The sequence below is a fragment of the Cobetia sp. UCD-24C genome, from assembly GCF_001306765.1.
GTDB lineage: Bacteria > Pseudomonadota > Gammaproteobacteria > Pseudomonadales > Halomonadaceae > Cobetia > Cobetia amphilecti.
In genome coordinates this window covers 14124-34199 of the sequence record NZ_LJTD01000007.1, presented here as the reverse complement: position 1 = coordinate 34199, position 20076 = coordinate 14124, and the positions used below count along the sequence as shown (strand labels likewise).

The window sequence follows — 20076 nt, the reverse complement described above, 5'->3', positions numbered from 1 at the left end:
TCTCGTAGGTCGTGGTCCAGGCGCCCACCATGTGTCGTCTCGGCGACATCATGGCCTTCAGGTTATAAGCGGCGCAGATGTTATAAGGCGTTATTCTAGTGGCGCTCTGCCGCCCCCGCAATCAGCAGGGGCGGATCGTTTTGGAATGGTGCTATGCCCGAAGGTTGCTGTCGAGCCTTGCCGCTCATTCTCGGGCCAGGCGCGCCAACGCTGGCTCGGTGTGACGGCGCTCAGCGCTGACGGTGCCATTCGTAGATCAGCTCCAGCGCTCGCTTGGGGCTCAGGTCATCCGGGTCAAGACCATTGAGGGCCTCGACGACCGGATGCGGCGGTGCCGCAAACAGGTCATTCTGCTGCGGTACCGGCTGGCCCAGCGCATCCTCGCGCGCCACCTGCGGACGATCGACTTCCTGCTGCTCCAGGCTGGTCAGCTTCTCGCGTGCCCGCAGGATGACGCTCTGCGGCACCCCGGCCAGCTGGGCCACCTGCAGGCCATAGCTCTGGCTGGCAGGGCCTTCCTCGACACGGTGCATGAAGACGATGCCATCGCCGTGCTCAGCGGCCGTCAGGTGCACGTTGGCGACGGCATCGGCATGCTCGGGCAGCGCTGTCATCTCGAAGTAATGAGTCGCGAACAGGGTGAAGGCACGCGTGCGCGCCAGATGCTCGGCGCTGGCCCATGCCAGTGACAGGCCATCGAAGGTCGAGGTGCCGCGGCCGATTTCATCCATCAACACCAGGCTCTCATCAGTGGCGTTGTGCAGGATGCTGGCGGTCTCGGTCATCTCGACCATGAAGGTCGAGCGTCCGCCGGCCAGGTCATCCGATGAGCCGATGCGCGTGAAGATGCGGTCCAGCGGGCCGATGCAGGCGCGCGACGCCGGCACGAAGCTGCCGGTATGCGCGAGCAGAGCGATCAGTGCCGTCTGGCGCATGTAGGTGGATTTACCGCCCATGTTGGGGCCGGTGATCACCAGCATGCGCCGCGCATCATCGAAGCGCACATCGTTGGGGACGAAGGGATGATCGCTGACATGTTCGACCACCGGATGGCGGCCGCCTTCGATATCGATGCCCGGGGTCTCGCTGAGTTCGGGGCGCACGAAATCGAGCGCGGCGGCGCGATCGGCGAAGGCGGTCAGCACATCCAGTGATGCCAGCGCGCGGGCCGTCTGCTGCAGGCCATCCAGTTCGGTATTCAGATCATCCAGCAGGTGCTCATACAGCAGTTTTTCACGCGCCAGTGACTTGGACTTGGCGGACAGCGCCTTGTCCTCGAACTCCTTGAGCTCGGGGATGATGAAGCGCTCGGCATTCTTGAGGGTCTGGCGACGGATGTATTCCGGCGGGGCCTCGGCCGATTGCGAGCGCGGCAGCTCGATGAAGTAGCCATGCACGCGGTTGTAGCCGACCTTGAGGTTGCTCAGGCCGGTGCGCTCGCGCTCGCGGGTCTCGAGTGCGACCAGATACTGGCCGGCGTTCTCGGACAGGCCGCGATACTCGTCCAGCTCATCATCGTAGCCATCGGCGATCACGCCACCATCGCGCAGCACCACCGGCGGATTCTCGACCAGTGCCTCGCTGAGCATCGCGGAAAGTGCCGGGAACAGGCGGATGGCATCGCGCAGGTCATCGATGGCGCTGCCTTTCTCGACGCTGGCGAGCACGGCGCGCAGCTCGGGCAGGGTGTTGAGGCCATCGCGCAGGCGTGCCATGTCGCGGGGGCGTGCGCTGCGCAGCGCGACACGGGCGAGGATACGCTCCACATCGCCGATGCGCTTGAGCAGACCTTGCAGTTCGAAGGGATAGTCGCCATCCAGCAGACGTTGCACCGCCGCCTGACGCTGGCCGATCTGGAGCTGATCGCGCAGCGGGCGGTTGAGCCAGCGCTTGAGCAGGCGTGAGCCCATCGCGGTCGCGGTGACGTCCAGCACGCTGGCCAGCGTGTTGTCGCTGGTGCCGCCCAGGTTGGTATCGATCTCGAGGTTGCGACGGCTGGCGGCATCGATCACCACCGAGTCATCGCGGCTCTCGACGGCCAGCGCGGTCACGTGGGGCAGGCCGGTGCGCTGGGTGTCGCGAGCGTAGTCGAGCAAGGCGCCGGCTGCCGTGACGGCGCGCGTCAGGTGGCTGCAGCCGAAGCCGTTGAGGTCCTGGACGCCGAACTGATCGCACAGTAGGCGCAAGGCAGTCTCGTGATCGAAGTGCCAATCGCTCTGGCGGGTCAGGCCCGGACGCGAGGACAGGCTGGCAGGGAGGGTACGGCTTTCGCCGACCATGACTTCGGCAGGCGACAGACGCTGGATCTCGGCCAGCAGCTCATCATCACCATTGACCTCGAGCACGCTGAAGCGACCGGAGGAGAGCTCGAGAGCGGCCAGGCCCCAGGTCTCGCCATCACGGTGCAGCGCCACCAGCAGGTTGTCACGGCTGGCATCCAGCAGCGCCTCATCGTGCAGCGTCCCCGGTGTGACGATACGTACGACCTTGCGCTCGACAGGCCCCTTGCTGGTCGCCGGGTCACCGATCTGCTCACAGATGGCTACCGATTCGCCCATCTTGACCAGGCGTGCCAGATAGCCTTCGGCGCTGTGATAGGGCACCCCTGCCATGGGAATCGGTGAGCCACCGGAGCTGCCGCGCGCCGTCAACGTGATGTCGAGCAGTTGTGCTGCGCGCTTGGCGTCCTCATGAAACAGTTCATAGAAGTCGCCCATGCGATAGAACAGCAGCACGCCGGGGTGCTCGCGTTTGATCTTCATGTACTGCGTCATCATCGGCGTCATCTGGGGCGCGCTGTTCTTGGCCATGGCCATGGACTTCCTTGACTGCACTGCAATGGGAAAAAGCACACATGCGAGAGCACGGCATGCGGGATGCGCGATATTCTACGGACTGGCGCGGCCGGCTCCAATGCCTGTGATGTCTCCTGCTCGCTGCCTTTTTCACCCGATGACCTCCACAAGGAGAAAGTTCGTGAGCCAATTGACTGGTACGACCCCCGAGGCTGCGTGCGCGAATGCCTTGGCTGAGCAGCTGCAGGCGCTGGCAGTCGCGCGCGGCGTGCGTGTCACCACCGCCGAGTCGTGCACCGGGGGCGGGGTGAGCGCCGCGATCACGGCGATTGCCGGCAGCTCCAGCTATTTCGATGCGGGCTACGTGACCTATTCCAATGCCACCAAGCAGCGCCTGCTGGGGGTCAGTGAGGCATCGCTTGAAACATTCGGTGCCGTCTCAGAGGCAGTCGTGTGCGAGATGGTGCGGGGCGCCTGTCGCGAAAGCGGCGCTGAGCTGGGGGTGGCGATCAGCGGTGTGGCCGGCCCCGGCGGGGGAAGTGACGAGAAGCCCGTCGGCACCGTGTGGCTGGCGTGGGGGAGCGAGGCGCGGCAGCAGGCACGCTGCTGTCACTTTCCCGGCGACCGGCAGGTCGTGCGCGACGCCGCGGTGAGGGAAGCGCTGCAGGGCTTGATAGAGCGCGTGGAGGCCTTGCAGATCGGCACCGAAGACGCGTGAGGCCGATGCAAGCCCCGCGTTGAGGGTGCTGCCTGAAAAAGCGCATCACCGGACTGGCAGAGTGACGCAACTTGCGGCATTATACTGTCCATGTATACAGGGTTTTGCCACGACACCTCAGCCGCTAGTCTGACGGTGTCTGCTCAGCTCTCAGTGACAGAATTCTCTATTCCAGGTGGCAGCCCGTGTGGCTCCGCCGTTCGACAGGAGGCCACATGGCAAAGGACGACAATCGTACCAAGGCGCTGAACGCGGCGCTGTCCCAGATCGAGCGCCAGTTCGGCAAGGGCGCCGTCATGCGCATGGGCGATGCCCCGCGTGTGGCCATCCCGTCGGTTTCCACCGGTTCTCTGGGGCTGGATATCGCACTCGGCATCGGCGGCCTGCCCTTCGGGCGCGTGGTCGAGATCTACGGTCCGGAATCCTCGGGCAAGACGACACTGACCCTCTCGGTCATCGCCCAGGCGCAGAAGCAGGGCAAGGTCTGTGCCTTCATCGATGCCGAGCACGCACTGGATCCGTCCTACGCCGAGAAGCTGGGCGTCAATCTGGACGAGATGCTGGTCTCCCAGCCGGACACCGGTGAGCAGGCGCTCGAGATCGTCGACATGCTGGTACGTTCCGGCGGTGTTGACGTCATCATCGTCGACTCCGTGGCGGCACTGACGCCGCGTGCCGAGATCGAAGGCGAGATGGGCGACTCCCACGTCGGCCTGCAGGCGCGTCTGATGTCCCAGGCGCTGCGCAAGGTGACCGGTCACATCAAGAACGCCAACTGCATGGTGGTGTTCATCAACCAGATCCGCATGAAGATCGGCGTGATGTTCGGTAGCCCCGAAACCACGACTGGCGGTAACGCACTGAAGTTCTACTCCAGTGTGCGTCTGGATATCCGTCGTACCGGCTCCGTGAAGTCCGGTGATGAAGTCACCGGTAACGAGACCCGCGTCAAGGTCGTCAAGAACAAGGTCGCGCCGCCGTTCCGTCAGGCCGAGTTCCAGATTCTCTACGGCAAGGGTATCTATCACGCCGGTGAGGTGATCGACCTGGGTGTACAGTGTGGTCTGGTCGGCAAGTCTGGCGCCTGGTACAGCTATCAGGGCAGCAAGATCGGTCAGGGCAAGGCCAATTCCGCCCAGTACCTGGAAGACAATCCCGCCATCATGGAGGAGATTGAAACCCAGATCCGTGCCCAGTTGCTGGCAGCACCGGAAGCCAAGGAAGAGCCGAAAGAGACCGCGGCCGCCGAGAGTGAAGACGACCTGGATATCGATCTCGATTGAGGTTCGTCCAGAAGAAAGAGCAAGAGCGCCAGCCGCCAGGCTGTCGTCATCGCACCGTGTCGTTTCCGACCCGGTGCGATGATCCCAAGGCGCCCGCCCCGATGACTCGGAGGCGGGCGCCTTGCGTTCACGTCCATCGATGTCCTTCTGCTCAACCCCGGGGAGCATGACCATGCACGATGACAGCGCTGAAATGGGTGGGCCTGAGTATCAACCGCTCGACTCAGGCGCGATGACGCCGCAACGGCGTGCGCGCAATGATGCCATCGCGCGTCTGGCGCGCCGCGAACATAGCCGCCGCGAGCTGCACGACTATCTCAAGGAGCGTGACTACCTGCGTGCGGTCAGCGATGACGAGTTGGCAGAGCGGCAAGCCGCGGGCGAGGAGGGCGCACAGGCGGCCTTGAGTCGCGATGAGGTCGAGCTGCTGATCGAGGAGGTGCTGGAGCGCATGGCCGAGGAGGGCCTGCAATCCGATGAGCGCTTTGCCGCCAGCTTCCTGCGGACGCGAGTACTGCGCGGGCAGGGGCCGAGGCGTATCCAGCAGGAGCTGCGCCAGCGTGGTATCGATAGCGAGACGCTCAATGCCGTGATGCGTGCCGCCAGTGACCCGACGCCGGATGCCTTCGGTCATGTCGAGGCGGTGGATTTCTTCGAGCTGGCGCGCGAGACGCTGGCCAGGCGCTTTACCGGCCCCGGCGAGGGACACAAGGAGCGCGCACGGCGCGAACGCTTTCTGCTCCAGCGCGGCTTCGACTATGAGCAGCTGCGCTATGCCATGGAGTCCGCCTGGAGTGATGAGGGCGAAGAAGGCTAGCTGGCGGGCGACTGTTTGGCTCTCATGACGCGCAAACCGGCGCTTCAAGACATTTCCCCCCCTTTAGCTTGCGCGAACAGGCGTTATACTAGGTCGTCTTGCGACGGCACGGGGCAGGCGCCTTCTTTCATGCTTTTCATTGCACCTCCATGCATACCCACATGGATGAATATGCAGAAACCATGCGGAAGTCATGCAGAAGACCCCCGGAGCGTCTTTACGCACATCGCTACGGAACCTCTATGAAAAGCGCAGAAATCAGAAACGCCTTCCTGACCTATTTCGAGAAGCAGGGCCATACCATCGTTCCCACCAGCTCCCTGGTGCCGAACAACGACCCGACCCTGCTGTTCACCAACGCCGGCATGGTGCCCTTCAAGGATGTCTTCCTGGGTCGTGACCCGCGTGGCTACAGCCGTGCAACCTCCGCGCAGCGCTGCGTGCGCGCCGGTGGCAAGCACAATGACCTGGACAACGTCGGCTATACCGCCCGTCACCACACCTTCTTCGAGATGCTGGGCAACTTCAGCTTCGGCGACTACTTCAAGCGCGAAGCCATCCAGTTCGCCTGGAAGTTTCTGACCGAAGAACTCGGCCTGCCGAAGGAGAAGCTGTGGGTCACCGTGCACGTCAGCGATGACGAAGCCCGTGACATCTGGTTCAACGAGGTCGGCATCGACCAGAACCGCTTCTCGCGTCTCGACGAGGACAACTTCTGGCAGATGGGTGACACCGGTCCGTGCGGCCCGTCCTCCGAGATCTTCTATGACCACGGCGAAGATGTCGCCGGTGGCCCGCCGGGCAGCCCGGATGAAGATGGCGATCGCTACATCGAGATCTGGAACCTGGTCTTCATGCAGTTCGACCGTGACGCCGAGGGCACGCTGCACCCGCTGCCCAAGCCGTCCATCGATACCGGCATGGGCCTGGAGCGTGTCGCGGCCGTGATGCAGGGCGTGCACTCCAACTACGAGATCGACCTGTTCCAGAATCTGCTGGCCGCCGCGGCCGAGATCATCGGTCACGACAATATCGCCACGCCATCACTGCGCGTGGTGGCTGACCACATCCGCTCGTGCGCCTTCCTGATCGCCGATGGCGTGCTGCCGTCCAACGAAGGCCGTGGCTACGTGCTGCGTCGCATCATCCGTCGCGCGGTGCGTCACGGCCACAAGCTGGGGGCGCGTGGCAGCTTCTTCTACAAGCTGGTCGCGGCTCTCGACAGCGAGATGGGCGATGCCTATCCGGAACTGCGCGCCGCTCGCGAGCAGATCGAACGTGTGCTGCTCAAGGAAGAAGAGCAGTTCGCGCGTACGCTGGAACATGGCATGAAGCTTCTGGAAGAAGCCATCGCTGGCCTCGAGGGCAATACCCTCGACGGCGAGACCATCTTCAAGCTCTACGACACCTACGGCTTCCCGTATGACCTGACCGCCGACATCTGCCGCGAGCGCGAGCTGATCCTCGATGAGGCAGGTTTCCAGGCGGCCCTGGAAGCACAGCGTGATCGCGCCCGCGCCGCCAGCAACTTCGGCGGCGACTACTCCGCCAACCTGGTGCTGGAAGGCGAGACCGTCTTCACCGGTTACGACCAGCTGGAAGGGGAAGCCACCGTCACCTCGCTGTTCGACGCCGAAGGCAATGCCGTCGAGCAGCTCGAGGTGGACACCAAGGGCATCGTGGTACTCGATACTACCCCGTTCTACGGCGAGTCAGGCGGCCAGGCCGGTGACACCGGTTATCTGCATCTGGATGGCGGCCGCTTCCAGGTCAGCGATACCCAGAAGCAGACCGGCCATCACCTGCACCACGGTGTGCTGATCGAAGGCGCTCTCAAGGTCGGTGACAAGGTGCGTCCGCAGGTCGATGCCGAGCTGCGCGCGGCTTCCGTGCGCAACCACTCCGCCACGCATCTGCTGCACGAAGCGCTGCGTCTGGTGCTGGGCGAGCACGTTCAGCAGAAGGGCTCGCTGGTCACGGCCGAGCGTCTGCGCTTCGACTTCAGTCACTTTGAGGCGATGACGGCCGAGCAGCTGTCCGAGGTCGAGCGCATCGTCAACGCGCAGATCCTGGCCAACGCCGAGACCACCATTGAATTCATGAGCCTCGATGAGGCCAAGGCGCGCGGCGCAGCGGCACTCTTCGATGCCAAGTATGGTGAGGAAGTCCGCGTGCTGACCATCGGTCAGGATGCCTTCTCCATCGAGCTGTGCGGCGGAACTCACGTCAAGCGCAGCGGCGACATCGGCCAGATGCACATTCTCGCCGAGACCGGCATCGCATCCGGCGTGCGTCGTATCGAGGCCATTACCGGTCGCGCCGCGCGTGACTTCCTGCTCGCGCAGGAAGCGACTCTGGCTCGCCTCGGTGAGCGCCTCAAGGCCAAGCCGGAGCAGGTCGAAGAGCGTGTCGGCAGCCTGCTGGAGCGCAACCGCGGCCTCGAGAAGGAGCTTGAACGCCTCAAGGCCAAGCTGGCGTCCGCTTCGGCGAGCGACATGCTCAGCGACATCGCGAATGTCCAGGGCATCAAGGTGCTGGCCAAGCAGGTCGAAGGCGTCTCCGGCAAGGAGCTGCGCGGCCTGATGGATGACCTCAAGTCCAAGCTCGGCTCCGGCATCCTGGTGCTCGGCGTCGCGGACGGTGACAAGGTCAGCCTGATCGCCGGTGTCACCGACGACCTGACCTCGCGCGTCAAGGCGGGTGACCTGGTGCGTCACGTGGCTGAGCAGGTCGGTGGCAAGGGTGGTGGTCGTGCTGACATGGCCCAGGCCGGTGGCAGTGACGCCGCCTCGCTTCCGGGCGCACTGGCCGGTGTGCCATCATGGGTAGACGCCCAGCTGGGCTGACAGTACAAGATGAAGGCCGGGCTCCTCTTGGGGAGACCCGGCCTCTTTTTGGGCTCACATGAGCTTCATGTGGGGACAACGCAAACGGACACGGATAACGGAAACGCACATGGCGCTATACGTTCAGAAGTTCGGAGGCACTTCGGTCGGCTCGGTGGAGCGGATCAAGGCCGTCGCCGAGAAGGTCAAGCGATTCCGCGATGAAGGCCATCAGATTGTCGTGGTCGTCTCTGCCATGAGTGGCGAGACCAACCGACTGATCGGTCTCGCCAGCGAGATCAATGATGACCCGACACCGCGCGAGATGGACATGCTGGTCTCCACTGGCGAGCAGGTCACCATTTCCCTGCTGGCCATGGCGCTGCAGAAGATCGGCGTCGACGCGACCTCCTACACAGGGGCGCAGGTGGGAATCCGCACCGATAGCGCGCACACCAAGGCGCGTATCCAGCACATCGATACCGATGACCTGCGTGAAGACCTCGACGATGGCAAGGTGGTCGTGGTGGCAGGCTTCCAGGGTGTCGATGAAGAGGGCAATATCACGACGCTGGGTCGTGGTGGCTCTGACACCACCGGTGTCGCCCTGGCCGCCGCACTGAAGGCGGATGAGTGCCAGATCTACACCGATGTCGATGGTGTCTATACCACTGACCCGCGCGTGTGCTCCAAGGCACGTCGTCTGGAAACGGTGACCGTCGAGGAAATGCTGGAAATGGCGAGCCTGGGCTCCAAGATCCTGCAGATCCGTTCGGTGGAATTCGCCGGCAAGTACAATGTTCCCCTGCGTGTGCTGTCTTCCTTCGAGGATGGCCCGGGTACCCTGATCGTCGCTGAGGAAGAAGACAACATGGAAGAACCGCTGATCTCCGGCATCGCCTTCAATGTCAACGAAGCCAAGCTGACTCTGCTCAACACGCCGGATATCCCGGGTGTCGCTTCCAAGATTCTGGGCCCGATCGCCGATTCCAACATCGAAATCGACATGATCGTCCAGAACGTCTCTCCGGACGGCAATACCACTGACTTCTCCTTCACCGTCGCCAAGACCGACTTCAAGGCGACCCAGCGCATCCTGACCGAGACGGTGATTCCGTCCGTCGGTGGTGGTGAGATGCGCGGTGATGACAACATCGCCAAGGTCTCGCTGGTCGGTGTCGGCATGCGTTCTCACGCCGGTGTCGCCTCCAAGATGTTCCGCGTACTGGCGGAAGAAGGCATCAATATCCGCATGGTCTCCACTTCAGAGATCAAGATTTCCGTCCTGATCGACGAGAAATTCATGGAGCTGGCGGTTCGCTCCCTGCACACCGCTTTCGGGCTGGATGCAGAAGCGATCAGCGACGAGACTGCCTGAGTCTCACCACGGAGCGTGCAGCAAGGAAGTCGTAAAGACACCGACAATCAATGACTTGCCCAAGTCGTGAAGCGCCGGTGCCCAGGCCGGGGATATTGGTCTGGCGGACGTGCGGCACGTGAAGTCGATAGCGCCCGATGCATTTTCTGTCATTCTTATGAATGTCAGTCTGTGCATCGGGCGCTTTCATTCAACGTGTCTATCGGGTGTGATGAAGGTATGGCATTGGCCGTCGGAGCATGCATAGCGCATAATTCGAGCTTCATGCATCAGGGTGGTCGACTTGTCCCGGTCGATCGCCGCCTCCACATCCCGTTGAAGTCCCAGCTGTTTTGAATTTCTGACAAGGAGATCAGTCATGCTCATCCTGACCCGTAGAGTGGGTGAAACTCTGATGATCGGAGACGACATCACTGTCACCGTTCTCGGAGTGAAAGGTAATCAGGTGCGTATCGGTGTGAACGCGCCCAAGGACGTTGCCGTCCATCGAGAAGAGATCTATCAGCGCATCCAGCGTGAGAAAGAAGACAATGGCGATGCCATCGCCTGACGGCATGCTGCGCCTGCACGTCGCACGACCCTGCACGACCCGATAAACGCCAGCCATTGTCCCCATGGCTGGCGTTCGCGTGTGTGGGCCTGGAGCAGGCGAGGGCGGCCCGCCTAGCTCATGAACAACGGCGTACTTACCTCCATGAGCAGCGGCTCATGCGGGGTGATGAGAGGGCGGCTTGTTCAAGTCTGTGTTCCGTAAGGGAAAAATTTGGCTTTTTTCTCAAAAAGGGGGAGACAAGCCGATTCTGGTTCGGTAATATGCTCGCTCCCTCGAACGAGACGCGACGACAGGCTAGCCATCGTCATGTTCTGGTTCATGCGGGGAGATTGCTTGGGGGCGCGCAGCCTCGAGCCTGTTGTCGAGTGGTGATGAGATGTTCAGCATCGAAGCCAAAAAATCGACACAGGGGCTGGACAAAGCCCAATCAAATGAGTAAGATATGCGCCGTACCTGATGAGGAGAGGTGGCCGAGTGGCTGAAGGCGCTCCCCTGCTAAGGGAGTATAGGGTTTATAGCCCTATCGAGGGTTCGAATCCCTCTCTCTCCGCCATTAGGTACAAATGCAGTAAGATGCGCCCTTAGCTCAGCTGGATAGAGTACCTGACTACGAATCAGGCGGTCGGAGGTTCGAATCCTCCAGGGCGCGCCACTGCAACGCAAGACGTGAAGTTGGAAAGACGCAGTACTCGCACGATAAAGTCCTGAAGTCATTTGAAATGCTCAGGCCACAGATTTCAAGGTTTATGCGCCCTTAGCTCAGCTGGATAGAGTACCTGACTACGAATCAGGCGGTCGGAGGTTCGAATCCTCCAGGGCGCGCCAATTGAAAAACCCGCTTCACTGAAGCGGGTTTTTCTTCGTCTGAAGAAAAGTCAGGCAATGAAAGAAGCTAGGCTTTGAGGCCAGGTTCTGAAACAAGGTTCTGAAGCAAGGCTCTGAGGTAAGGTCAGCGCCGAGAGATCGCCGCCTGCACGGCCCCGATCCCCACATTGCTGACGATCTGAGTGTTCTACCGCTTTCCTTGACTGTGATGTCACGCCTTCGGGCGGACGATCGCCAGGGCGCCCTTTTCGCGAGGGGCGCCCTTTTTTTGGTTCACTGATCGAGGCCGCGACCGGATCGGGTGTTGGCCGGTGCTGATGTTCCGGTTCAGGCTCAGGCCGGGGTGGTCGCGGCTTCCGTTTCCGATGTCTGAGGCGATTCTGGTGCCTGAGCCGGTTCCGGCATACGAGTCACCGACGTCAGAAGACTCGGCGCCAGCTCCAGCGCAGTGCCGGCCACCAGGCCGGTGAAGAACTCGGCACGCCCCTTGTGGCGCTTGATGGCCTGGAAACGGCTTTCGGCTTCCGCGTTGCCGCTCTGGCGCATCATGTTCATCCACTGCTTGAGCAGCGGCACCATCACCTTGTCGGGGAGGTGAGCGCAGCGTTCGGCGTGGGAGAGCAGCACCTGCGCACGCTGTGTCCAGTCCGTCTCGGGCAGCAGCTCGCCGGTCGCCTGCCAATGCTTGATGCGCGCCGCCAGGAAGGGGTCAGCCAAGGCGGCACGCCCCAGCATGACATCGCGACAGCCGGACAGGGAGCGCGCCCGCCAGTAGCAGTGCATATCCCAGATATCGCCATTGGCGACCACCGGAATGGAGAGCTCGGAGGTGATCTTGCCGATCCATTCCCAGTGCGCCGGCGGGCGATAGCCTTCCTGTTTGGTACGCCCATGTACCACCAGCTGAGTCGCGCCGCCTGCCTCGGCTGCCTGGGCGCAGGCCAGCGCCAGGCGCCGATCATTGAAGCCGAGACGAATCTTGGCGGTGACCGGTACGCCCGTGCCCTCGAGTGCCTTGCGCACGCCTTCCACCGCGCGGAAGACGCGTTCCGGCGAGCGCAGCAGCGCCGCGCCACCATCATGTCGGTTGACGGTCTTGGCCGGGCAGCCGAAATTGATATCGACGCTTGGCGCACCCAGACGCGCGGCGACGCGGGCATTGATGCCCAGTGCCTCGGGGTCGGCTCCCAGCAGCTGCAGGGCGACCGGGGTCTCGTGTCGTGTACGGGCCGTCTGTGTCGGGGAGGCGTCGAGCAGCTCCGGACAGATGCGCTTGAAGACGCGCGGCGGTAACTTGACGTGGGTCACGCGCACGAATTCCGTCACGCACCAGTCGTAGCCGCCAAGGCCAGTGAGACATTCGCGCGTGATGTCATCTATCACGCCTTCCATCGGCGCGATGCCGATGCGGCCGGCCCGCGCGAGGGCCTGTGGGGTCAACGATGGTGTCATTGCAATTGCCGTGGAATCAGGCACTTTAGAGCGACCAACAAGCATTGAATGCAGCTGCATGGGCATACCGACAGAGGCTATCGGCGGCGGAGCCTATCCGTCGTGCCGTGTCCGGCGTGACCGAAGACATTGGCGTTCAGCGCAGGCGCTGCGCCGTAGTGCGGCTCGATAACGAGAAAGACTCGAGGACACTGGCATGCAAGAGAATGATCTGCTCGGTGAAGGCTTGAACCTGATGGTGTTCGGGATGGGGTTCGTGTTCGTGTTTCTAAGTCTGCTGGTGGTCGCCATGATGGCGATGGCCAGGCTGGTGGATCGCTTCGCGCCTGCACCAGTGCCCGCTGCGCCAGGTGCTGCGCGGGCGCCGGTTGCCCCGGCACCTGCGGCAGAGGACGACAGCGAACTGACGGCCGTCATGGCCGCAGCGATTCACCGCTTCCGGCAGGACCAGCACAGGCACTGACGCTTTCGCGGCTTCGCCGATAGCGTCTGGGCTCTGCCGAGCGTCCGACCACTGCCAAGAGTAGCAGGCGGCGATTCTATCACGAGCAGTACGGTGGGTAGACCTCCCCCCGAGTGCAATATTCTGTGTTGCAGGCTGACGCAACAGGCTGCCTGCAGCGCGCGCAGAACTCGATATCCACAATATAAAGAACAAGGGATCACTCATGGACAAGCAACCGCTGGGCATCACGGATGTGGTACTGCGCGACGCGCATCAGTCACTGTTGGCCACGCGCATGCGCCTCGATGACATGCTGCCGATCGCCGCCAAGCTGGACGACATCGGCTTCTGGTCGCTGGAGAGCTGGGGCGGCGCGACCTTCGACGCCTGCATTCGCTACCTGGGCGAAGACCCCTGGGCACGCATTCGTGCCTTGAAGGAAGCGATGCCCAAGACCCAGCAGCAGATGCTGCTGCGCGCCCAGAACCTGCTCGGCTATCGTCATTACGCCGATGATGTGGTGGATACCTTCGTCAAGCGTGCCGCGACCAGCGGTGTCGATGTCTTCCGTGTCTTCGATGCCATGAATGACCCGCGCAACCTCGAGCGTCCGCTCAAGGCGGTACTGGATCAGGGCAAGCATGCCCAGGGCACCATCTCCTACACCGTGAGCCCCGTGCACACCCTGGAGATGTGGGTCGAGCTGGCGCAGAAGATCGAGTCCATGGGCGCCCAGTCTCTGGCGATCAAGGACATGGCGGGCCTGCTGACGCCGTACACCGCCTTTGAACTGGTCTCGCGCCTCAAGGCGAGCCTGTCGATCCCGATCCACATGCAGTGCCACGCCACCACCGGGCTTTCCACCGCCACGGCCCTCAAGGCCATCGAGGCGGGCATCGACAACGTCGACACCTCCATCTCTTCCATGTCGATGACCTACGGCCATAGCCCGACGGAATCCGTGGTCGCGATGCTGGCGGGAACCGAGCGCGATACCGGGCTCGATCTCGAGAAGCTCGAGGATATCGCCGGCTATTTCCGCGAAGTGCGCAAGAAATACGCGGCCTTCGAGGGCAGTCTGCGCGGTATCGACTCGCGCATCCTGGTCGCGCAGGTGCCGGGCGGCATGCTCACCAACATGGAAAGCCAGCTCAAGGAGCAGGGCGCCGGTGACAAGCTGGATGACGTGCTCGCCGAGATTCCGCGTGTACGCAAGGACTTGGGCTATATCCCGCTGGTGACCCCGACCTCACAGATCGTCGGCACCCAGTCGGTGATGAACGTGATGATGGGTGAGCGCTACAAGTCGATCTCCAAGGAAGTGCAGGCGCTGCTCAAGGGCGAATATGGCGCGGCACCGGCGCCCTTCGACAGTGAGCTTCAGTCCCGCGTGCTGGAAGGCGGCGAGCCGATCACCTGCCGCCCGGCAGACAACCTGACGCCGGAGATGGAGCGTCTGCGTGAGGAGCTCAAGGGCAAGGCCAGTGAAGAGGGCATCACGCTGGAAGGCGGCGAGCGCGAGACCGATGACGTGCTGACCTACGCGCTGTTCCCGCAGATCGGCCTCAAGTTCCTGCGCAACCGTGGCAACCCGGATGCCTTCGAGCCCGCGCCGCAGGCTGTCGATGACAAGGCGTCCAAGGCTGCAAGTTCGCCCGTCGCCGCAGCGCCTGCCACCAGTGCTCAAACCGCGTCCAGCGGTCCGCAGACTTACACCCTGAACGTCAACGGCAAGCAGTATGTCGTCGAGGTCGCCGAAGGCGGAGACATCACCCAGGTGCAGGCCAGCGCGCCAGCGGCGCCTGCTCCGGCCGCCGCAGCGGCGGCACCTGCCGCACAGGCCGCTTCCGGTGAGCCGGTGAGTGCGCCGCTGGCGGGCAACATCTTCAAGGTCAATGTCAGTGTCGGTGACAGCGTGGCCGAAGGGGATGTGGTCATCATCCTCGAGGCGATGAAGATGGAGACCGAGATCCGTGCCCACCAGGCCGGTACCGTCTCCGCGGTGAAGGTCAAGGAAGGCGACAGTGTCAGTGTCGGCGACGTTCTGATCACCCTCTGAGCCGGTGTGTCCGGCCCGTCGTCATGCGCGGCGGGCCGGTCGGTGATGCTCCTCTGCAAGGCGACACGACATGGACAAGATACTCAACCTCTGGCACGGCTCGGGGCTCTACAACATGAGCTTCGGCCAGCTGGCGATGATCGTCATCGGCCTTGGCCTGCTTTATCTGGCGATCCGCAAGAACTTCGAACCCCTGCTGCTGGTGCCGATCGGCTTCGGCGGCATTCTGGCCAACATCCCGGAAGCCGGGCTGGCGTTGTCTGCCGCCGAGCAGGCGGCCCATCTCGGCAAGCCGGAGCTGCTGGCTGCGATGGCCAATCTGCTCAACGTCAACATCGCCAGCCTGCCGCTGGATGAGGCGCGCCACGCGGTGGAGCAGGCGCTGCATGGCGAGATTCCCGCCGCGCTCAAGCAGCAGGCCAGCAACATGGCGCTGGATGGCGGCTTCTCCAACGGCATGCTCTACAGCTTCTACAGCGTGGCGATCGCCTCCGGCATCGCGCCGCTGGTGATCTTCATGGGCGTAGGCGCGATGACGGATTTCGGCCCGCTGCTGGCCAATCCCAAGACCCTGTTCCTCGGCGCGGCGGCGCAGTTCGGCATCTTCGCGACCCTGCTGGGCGCGGTGGCGATGACCTCGATGGGCCTGATGGACTTCAGCCTGCAGCAGTCGGCGGCCATCGGCATCATCGGTGGTGCGGACGGCCCGACCTCCATCTATGTCGCCAGCCTGTTGGCGCCGGAGCTGCTGGGTGCGATCGCCGTGGCGTCCTACTCCTACATGGCACTGGTGCCGATGATCCAGCCGCCGATCATGCGCGCGCTGACCACCGCCAAGGAGCGTAGCCTGGTCATGACCCAGCTGCGGCCGGTGTCCAAGACCGAGAAGATCCTGTTCCCGCTGGTGCTGCTGATCATGGTGGCGATGCTGCTGCCGGACGCTGCACCGCTGCTGGGCATGTTCTGCTTCGGTAACCTGATGCGCGAGTGTGGCGTGGTGGAGCGTCTGTCGGATACCGCCCAGAACGCACTGATCAACATCACCACCATCTTCCTGGGGCTGTCGGTGGGCTCCAAGCTGCAGGCCGACAAGTTCCTGGCGGTGGAGACGCTGGGCATTCTGGCCCTCGGCGTGGTCGCCTTCGGTATCGGCACGGCCTGCGGGGTACTGATGGCCAAGCTGATGAACAAGGTCTCCAAGACACCGATCAATCCGCTGATCGGGTCGGCCGGTGTCTCGGCGGTGCCGATGGCGGCACGTGTCTCCAACAAGGTCGGGCTCGAGTACAACCCGCACAACTTCCTGCTGATGCATGCCATGGGGCCGAACGTGGCCGGCGTCATCGGCTCGGCGGTTGCCGCGGGGGTGATGATCAAGTACCTCGGTTGATCGTCTTTGCAGCACTGATACGACAACGCCCGCCATGGCTACCATGGCGGGCGTTGTCGTATCTCGGGCCTTCATCAGCGGCGCTTTATCTTGTCTCGGCCGAGGGATTTGAGGGCGTGGCAGAGACGGTGCGCTGATTCGGCTGCATGCGCGTCTGCGGGTCGTGGACGGCCTGCCAGAGGCTTAGCAGGGCGGCGCGATCGACAGGCCGGCTGGGCAGGCGCTGGCTGTCCTCGAGCCCTTGCCATTCCCCCGCGGCGTTCTGGCGTGCGAGGGCAAAGCGGAAGGGGTGATAGCCGGGTGAGCCCAGGCGTGTATCGGTCACTGCCAGCAGCGTCTCACCCTCTGGGGTCCGCTCGCGGCTCGCTCGCAGATAGGGCGCCGCGAACCAGCGCAGACGCTGGCCGTGCTCCAGCTTCGCGACCTCGGCATCCAGCGTCGGATGGCGCGGAAAATCACGGCGTGCGAGAGACGCCAGCTGCGCGTCGGAGTCGAACACGCTGACCATCCACTCGTGATCCGCCTGCGGCGTGGTTGCGCTGACACGCCACAGCAGGCTGTTGAAGGGAGTCGGCTGCACCATGCGCGGGGCGTCGGCGAAGCCCTGGCTGGCCAGCATCGGCGCCACGCGATGTTCGACCCAGCTCTTGGCGGCCAGTCCCCAACCCAGATAGAGGCTCGAGAGCATGAGGCCCGCGCTCAACAGGTGCCCGGCGCGACCACGAATCGCCACCCACAGGGCGGTGATCAGCAGCGGCAGGGTGTAGAGCGGGTCGATGATGAAGACGCTGGCCAGACTGATGGGACGGCTGGGCCACGGCCACAGCAGCTGGGTGCCGTAGGTGGTGAAGCTGTCCAGCAGCGGGTGGGTGACCAGGCACAGCACGCAGCAGGCGATCAGCCGCCCACGGCCGAGGCTCGCCAGACGTGGCAGGCGCGCCAGCAGCCAGCCGAGCACGATGCCCATAATCGCCAGCACCGGCAGGGAATGGCTGAAGCCGCGGTGATGGGTGTAATTGGCGACCGCGTCGCCGTAGTCGATCATCACGTCGAGGTCGGGCAGGGTGCCGAGCGCCGCTCCGCCGAGCAGCGCATAGCGGATGGCCGCGCCGCGTTTCGGGCCGGACAGGCGGTGAATGGCCGGCGCCATGACGGCGCCGCCAACGACGGCTCCGAGGCAGATCTGGGTGAGGGAGTCCATGCGTGGGCTACCTGTGAGGGAGAAGAAAGCGGGAGGCGTGGGAGCAGGCGTCAGTCATCTGCGCGGATCGCCGCCAGGGCGCCCGGCTCGGCCCAGCGCGGGCCGGCATCCAGCACGCGTGCCTGCACCGGACAGTCATCACGATGACAGCCGGGCAGATAGCCGCAGCTCATCAGCAGCTCGTTGACGATCTCGGGGCCGGTGAAGCGGAAGGTCTTCTTGAACAGCTTGACCCAGGCTGACAGCGGTTGTGGATGATGGGCATCCAGCCAGGTACTGAAGCTGCCGTGGGAGTCCTTGAGCTGCGTCACCACGCCTGCGTTGTGGATCACGGCATTGATCTTGAGCCGGTTGCGGATGATGCCGGCATTGTTGAGCAGGCGCGCGCGGTCCTCGTCCCCGTAGGCGGCGATGCGCGCGATATCGTATTCCTCGAAGGCCTCGCGGAAGGCCGCGCGCTTCTTGAGCACCGTCAGCCAGGAGAGGCCGGCCTGATTGATCTCGAGCACGAAGCGTTCGAACAGCACCCGGTCATCGCTGACCGGAAAGCCGTATTCATGATCATGATATGGGCCATGAATCGGGTGCTGAGGAGCATTCTCGCAATAGGTGCTGGCGGTGACGACGTCGGCCATCAGTCCTCCTGTACCGCGAAGCGGCCGCTGCCGAGAAAGACGATGGCCAGGGCGCTGGCGAGGAAGAAGCCTTGCAGCTCCAGCGCCCAGCCGCCGGAGGGCGACAGGCTCAACAGCTGGCCCATGTGCGCCACGGCAAAGGCGAACAGCATGTTGGCGGCCACGATCAGTCCGGCGATGCGCGAGTGCACGCCGAGCACCAGCATGATGGGCGCGATGATCTCGCCGATGTAGACGCCATAGGCCACCACGCCCGGGATGCCCAGATTCTCGAGCTCGCCGGCGATCCAGCTCAGCGTGCCGCCATCACCGAGCAATTTCGAGAGGCCATGAAACAGCAACAGCAGGCCCAGCATCAGGCGCAGTATCAGCTTGCCGAGGTCGTCATTTTCGAGAAATTGCACGGTAGAGCTCCTTGCTCAGCGGTCGTCGGGCTTGCTCAGTGGTCGTCGGGCTTGCTTAGCGGTCGTCCGGATAGAAGGCGGCTGTCTCAGGCGTTGGGGTTGTCCACCAGAATGCGCGAGAAGCGCACGATCTCGGCATTGCGGTTGGACCAGCCAAGACGCTCCCAGAAGCGATGAGCGTCATGGTTGTCGTGCAGGGTATCCAGATGCACCTTGTCGATGCCTTCGCTGGCCAAGGCTGCCAGACAGCGGTCGACCAGCGTGCTGGCGATGCCCTGGCCACGCATGTCCGGCGCCGTCATCACATGCTGAAGATAGCCGCGCTTGCCGTCATGGCCCGCCATGGCGCAGCCGACCAGGCGCTCATCGAGAAAGGCCAGGTGGCTCATGCCGGGGTTGCGCGCCAGATAGCGGGTGACAGGGGCATGGCGGTCGGAATCGCGGATGACCACTCCCGGGGTCGCCTCCATCATGGCGATGAAGGCAGGGTGGTCTTCCGGTGTCATCGGGCGATAGGTCAAGGTTGGCATCGTGTGTCCTGGCAAACGGCGGTCGTCGGGGATGCCATATCCTATCAGTCCCGCGGGATATCGAAATGCCCCGGCTGCGCCGCGACACGTGCCAGCCACGCCTTTATGGCGGGATAGTCATCCAGCGCGAAGCCGCCTTCATCGGCAACATGCGTATAAGCATAAAGGGAAATGTCGGCGATCGTGAATCGGCCCCCGACCAGCCAGTCATGCTCGGCGAGATGGTGCTCCATCACGCGCAGGGCACGCTTGCCGCCATCCTGCTTGGCGGCGTACTCGGCGCGGCGCTCGTCGGGGAGACCGAGGTAGCGATTGATGAAGCGGGCGGTGGCGATGTACGGCTCATGGCTGTACTGCTCGAAGAACTGCCACTGCAGCACCTTGGCGCGCAGGAAGGGGTCGCTCGGCAGGTAGTCGCTGCCATCGGCGAGGTAATTCAGGATGGCATTCGACTCTGACAGCGTTTCGCCGCGATGCAGCTCCAGCAGCGGAATCTTGCCATTGACGTTGCGGGTCAGGAATTCCGGCGTGCGGGTGTCGCCGGCCAGAATGTCGACCTCGATGTAGTGATGATGGCGTTGGAGCAGGTGCAGCAGCAGCTCGACCTTGTAGCAGTTGCCGGAGCGGCGATCACCGTAGAGTGTCAGCATGCAGGGAGCGTCCTGTGCGAGCGTGGAATTGGCGTCTCGACAGTCTAACCAACCTCGCCTGCATGAACAGTGATTATTCGAACAGTGTTCGACGCTCCGGTGTCATCCGCGTACTC

General features: G+C 63.3%; 16 protein-coding genes and 3 tRNA genes. 12 read left to right on the top strand and 7 right to left on the bottom strand.

Annotated elements, in window-relative coordinates:
- Positions 1–230: 230 nt before the first annotated feature.
- Positions 231–2810: a DNA mismatch repair protein MutS gene (gene mutS / locus AOG28_RS11490; protein ID WP_054556557.1), complete on the bottom strand. Its 2580-nt coding sequence runs from the start codon at positions 2808–2810 to the stop codon at positions 231–233.
- Positions 2811–2976: 166 nt separating this feature from the next.
- Here mutS and AOG28_RS11485 point away from each other — a divergent pair, with 166 nt between their 5' ends.
- The 9 genes from AOG28_RS11485 (at position 2977) to AOG28_RS11445 (ending at position 11194) form a co-directional block, all read left to right on the top strand.
- On the top strand, positions 2977–3513 hold the full coding sequence (locus AOG28_RS11485) for a CinA family protein (RefSeq protein ID WP_438265457.1): 537 nt from the start codon (positions 2977–2979) through the stop codon (positions 3511–3513).
- 215 nt (positions 3514–3728) lie between these two features.
- Positions 3729–4796 carry a recombinase RecA gene (gene recA, locus AOG28_RS11480; RefSeq protein ID WP_043332943.1) on the top strand — a complete coding sequence of 356 codons (1068 nt, stop codon included), beginning with the start codon at positions 3729–3731 and terminating at the stop codon, positions 4794–4796.
- A gap of 172 nt (positions 4797–4968) precedes the next feature.
- Entirely contained in the window at positions 4969–5613 is a 645-nt protein-coding gene (locus tag AOG28_RS11475; RefSeq protein WP_054556501.1) for a regulatory protein RecX, read from the top strand.
- Positions 5614–5855: 242 nt separating this feature from the next.
- Positions 5856–8459, top strand: coding sequence for an alanine--tRNA ligase (gene alaS / locus AOG28_RS11470; protein WP_054556500.1), 2604 nt, complete (start codon positions 5856–5858; stop codon positions 8457–8459).
- Between the two features lie 109 nt (positions 8460–8568).
- Entirely contained in the window at positions 8569–9816 is a 1248-nt protein-coding gene (locus tag AOG28_RS11465; RefSeq protein WP_043332939.1) for an aspartate kinase, read from the top strand.
- A gap of 358 nt (positions 9817–10174) precedes the next feature.
- A complete protein-coding gene (gene csrA, locus AOG28_RS11460) occupies positions 10175–10366 on the top strand; it encodes a carbon storage regulator CsrA (RefSeq protein ID WP_043332937.1) in 192 nt (63 codons plus the stop codon).
- 463 nt (positions 10367–10829) lie between these two features.
- Positions 10830–10922 (top strand) — tRNA-Ser (locus AOG28_RS11455).
- Between the two features lie 22 nt (positions 10923–10944).
- A tRNA-Arg gene (locus AOG28_RS11450) sits at positions 10945–11021 on the top strand.
- 96 nt (positions 11022–11117) lie between these two features.
- Positions 11118–11194, top strand: a tRNA-Arg gene (locus AOG28_RS11445).
- 333 nt (positions 11195–11527) lie between these two features.
- On the opposite strand, the gene AOG28_RS11440 is transcribed toward AOG28_RS11445, so the two are convergent.
- Positions 11528–12586: a tRNA dihydrouridine synthase gene (locus AOG28_RS11440; protein WP_082388733.1), complete on the bottom strand. Its 1059-nt coding sequence runs from the start codon at positions 12584–12586 to the stop codon at positions 11528–11530.
- A 256-nt stretch (positions 12587–12842) separates the two neighbouring features.
- On the opposite strand from AOG28_RS11440, the gene AOG28_RS11435 reads away from it, so the two are divergent.
- The 3 genes from AOG28_RS11435 (at position 12843) to AOG28_RS11425 (ending at position 16540) form a co-directional block, all read left to right on the top strand.
- Positions 12843–13109, top strand: a complete 267-nt coding sequence (locus tag AOG28_RS11435) for an OadG family protein (RefSeq protein ID WP_054556499.1) — start codon at positions 12843–12845, stop codon at positions 13107–13109.
- Positions 13110–13314: 205 nt separating this feature from the next.
- A complete protein-coding gene (oadA, locus tag AOG28_RS11430) occupies positions 13315–15150 on the top strand; it encodes a sodium-extruding oxaloacetate decarboxylase subunit alpha (RefSeq protein ID WP_054556498.1) in 1836 nt (611 codons plus the stop codon).
- Between the two features lie 70 nt (positions 15151–15220).
- Positions 15221–16540, top strand: coding sequence for a sodium ion-translocating decarboxylase subunit beta (locus tag AOG28_RS11425; RefSeq protein ID WP_043332930.1), 1320 nt, complete (start codon positions 15221–15223; stop codon positions 16538–16540).
- A gap of 85 nt (positions 16541–16625) precedes the next feature.
- Here the strand turns inward: AOG28_RS11425 and AOG28_RS11420 are convergent, their stop codons facing one another.
- The 5 genes from AOG28_RS11420 to AOG28_RS11400 form a co-directional block, all read right to left on the bottom strand.
- Positions 16626–17741, bottom strand: a complete 1116-nt coding sequence (locus AOG28_RS11420; RefSeq protein WP_054556497.1) for a metal-dependent hydrolase — start codon at positions 17739–17741, stop codon at positions 16626–16628.
- A 50-nt stretch (positions 17742–17791) separates the two neighbouring features.
- Positions 17792–18376 carry a DNA-3-methyladenine glycosylase I gene (locus AOG28_RS11415; RefSeq protein WP_054556496.1) on the bottom strand — a complete coding sequence of 195 codons (585 nt, stop codon included), beginning with the start codon at positions 18374–18376 and terminating at the stop codon, positions 17792–17794.
- Positions 18376–18780: a DoxX family protein gene (locus AOG28_RS11410; protein ID WP_235507018.1), complete on the bottom strand. Its 405-nt coding sequence runs from the start codon at positions 18778–18780 to the stop codon at positions 18376–18378. The genes AOG28_RS11415 and AOG28_RS11410 overlap by 1 nt, the downstream gene beginning before the upstream one ends.
- 86 nt (positions 18781–18866) lie before the next feature.
- On the bottom strand, positions 18867–19310 hold the full coding sequence (locus AOG28_RS11405; protein WP_054556495.1) for a GNAT family N-acetyltransferase: 444 nt from the start codon (positions 19308–19310) through the stop codon (positions 18867–18869).
- A 44-nt stretch (positions 19311–19354) separates the two neighbouring features.
- Positions 19355–19960, bottom strand: coding sequence for a glutathione S-transferase family protein (locus AOG28_RS11400; RefSeq protein ID WP_054556494.1), 606 nt, complete (start codon positions 19958–19960; stop codon positions 19355–19357).
- Positions 19961–20076 lie beyond the last annotated feature (116 nt).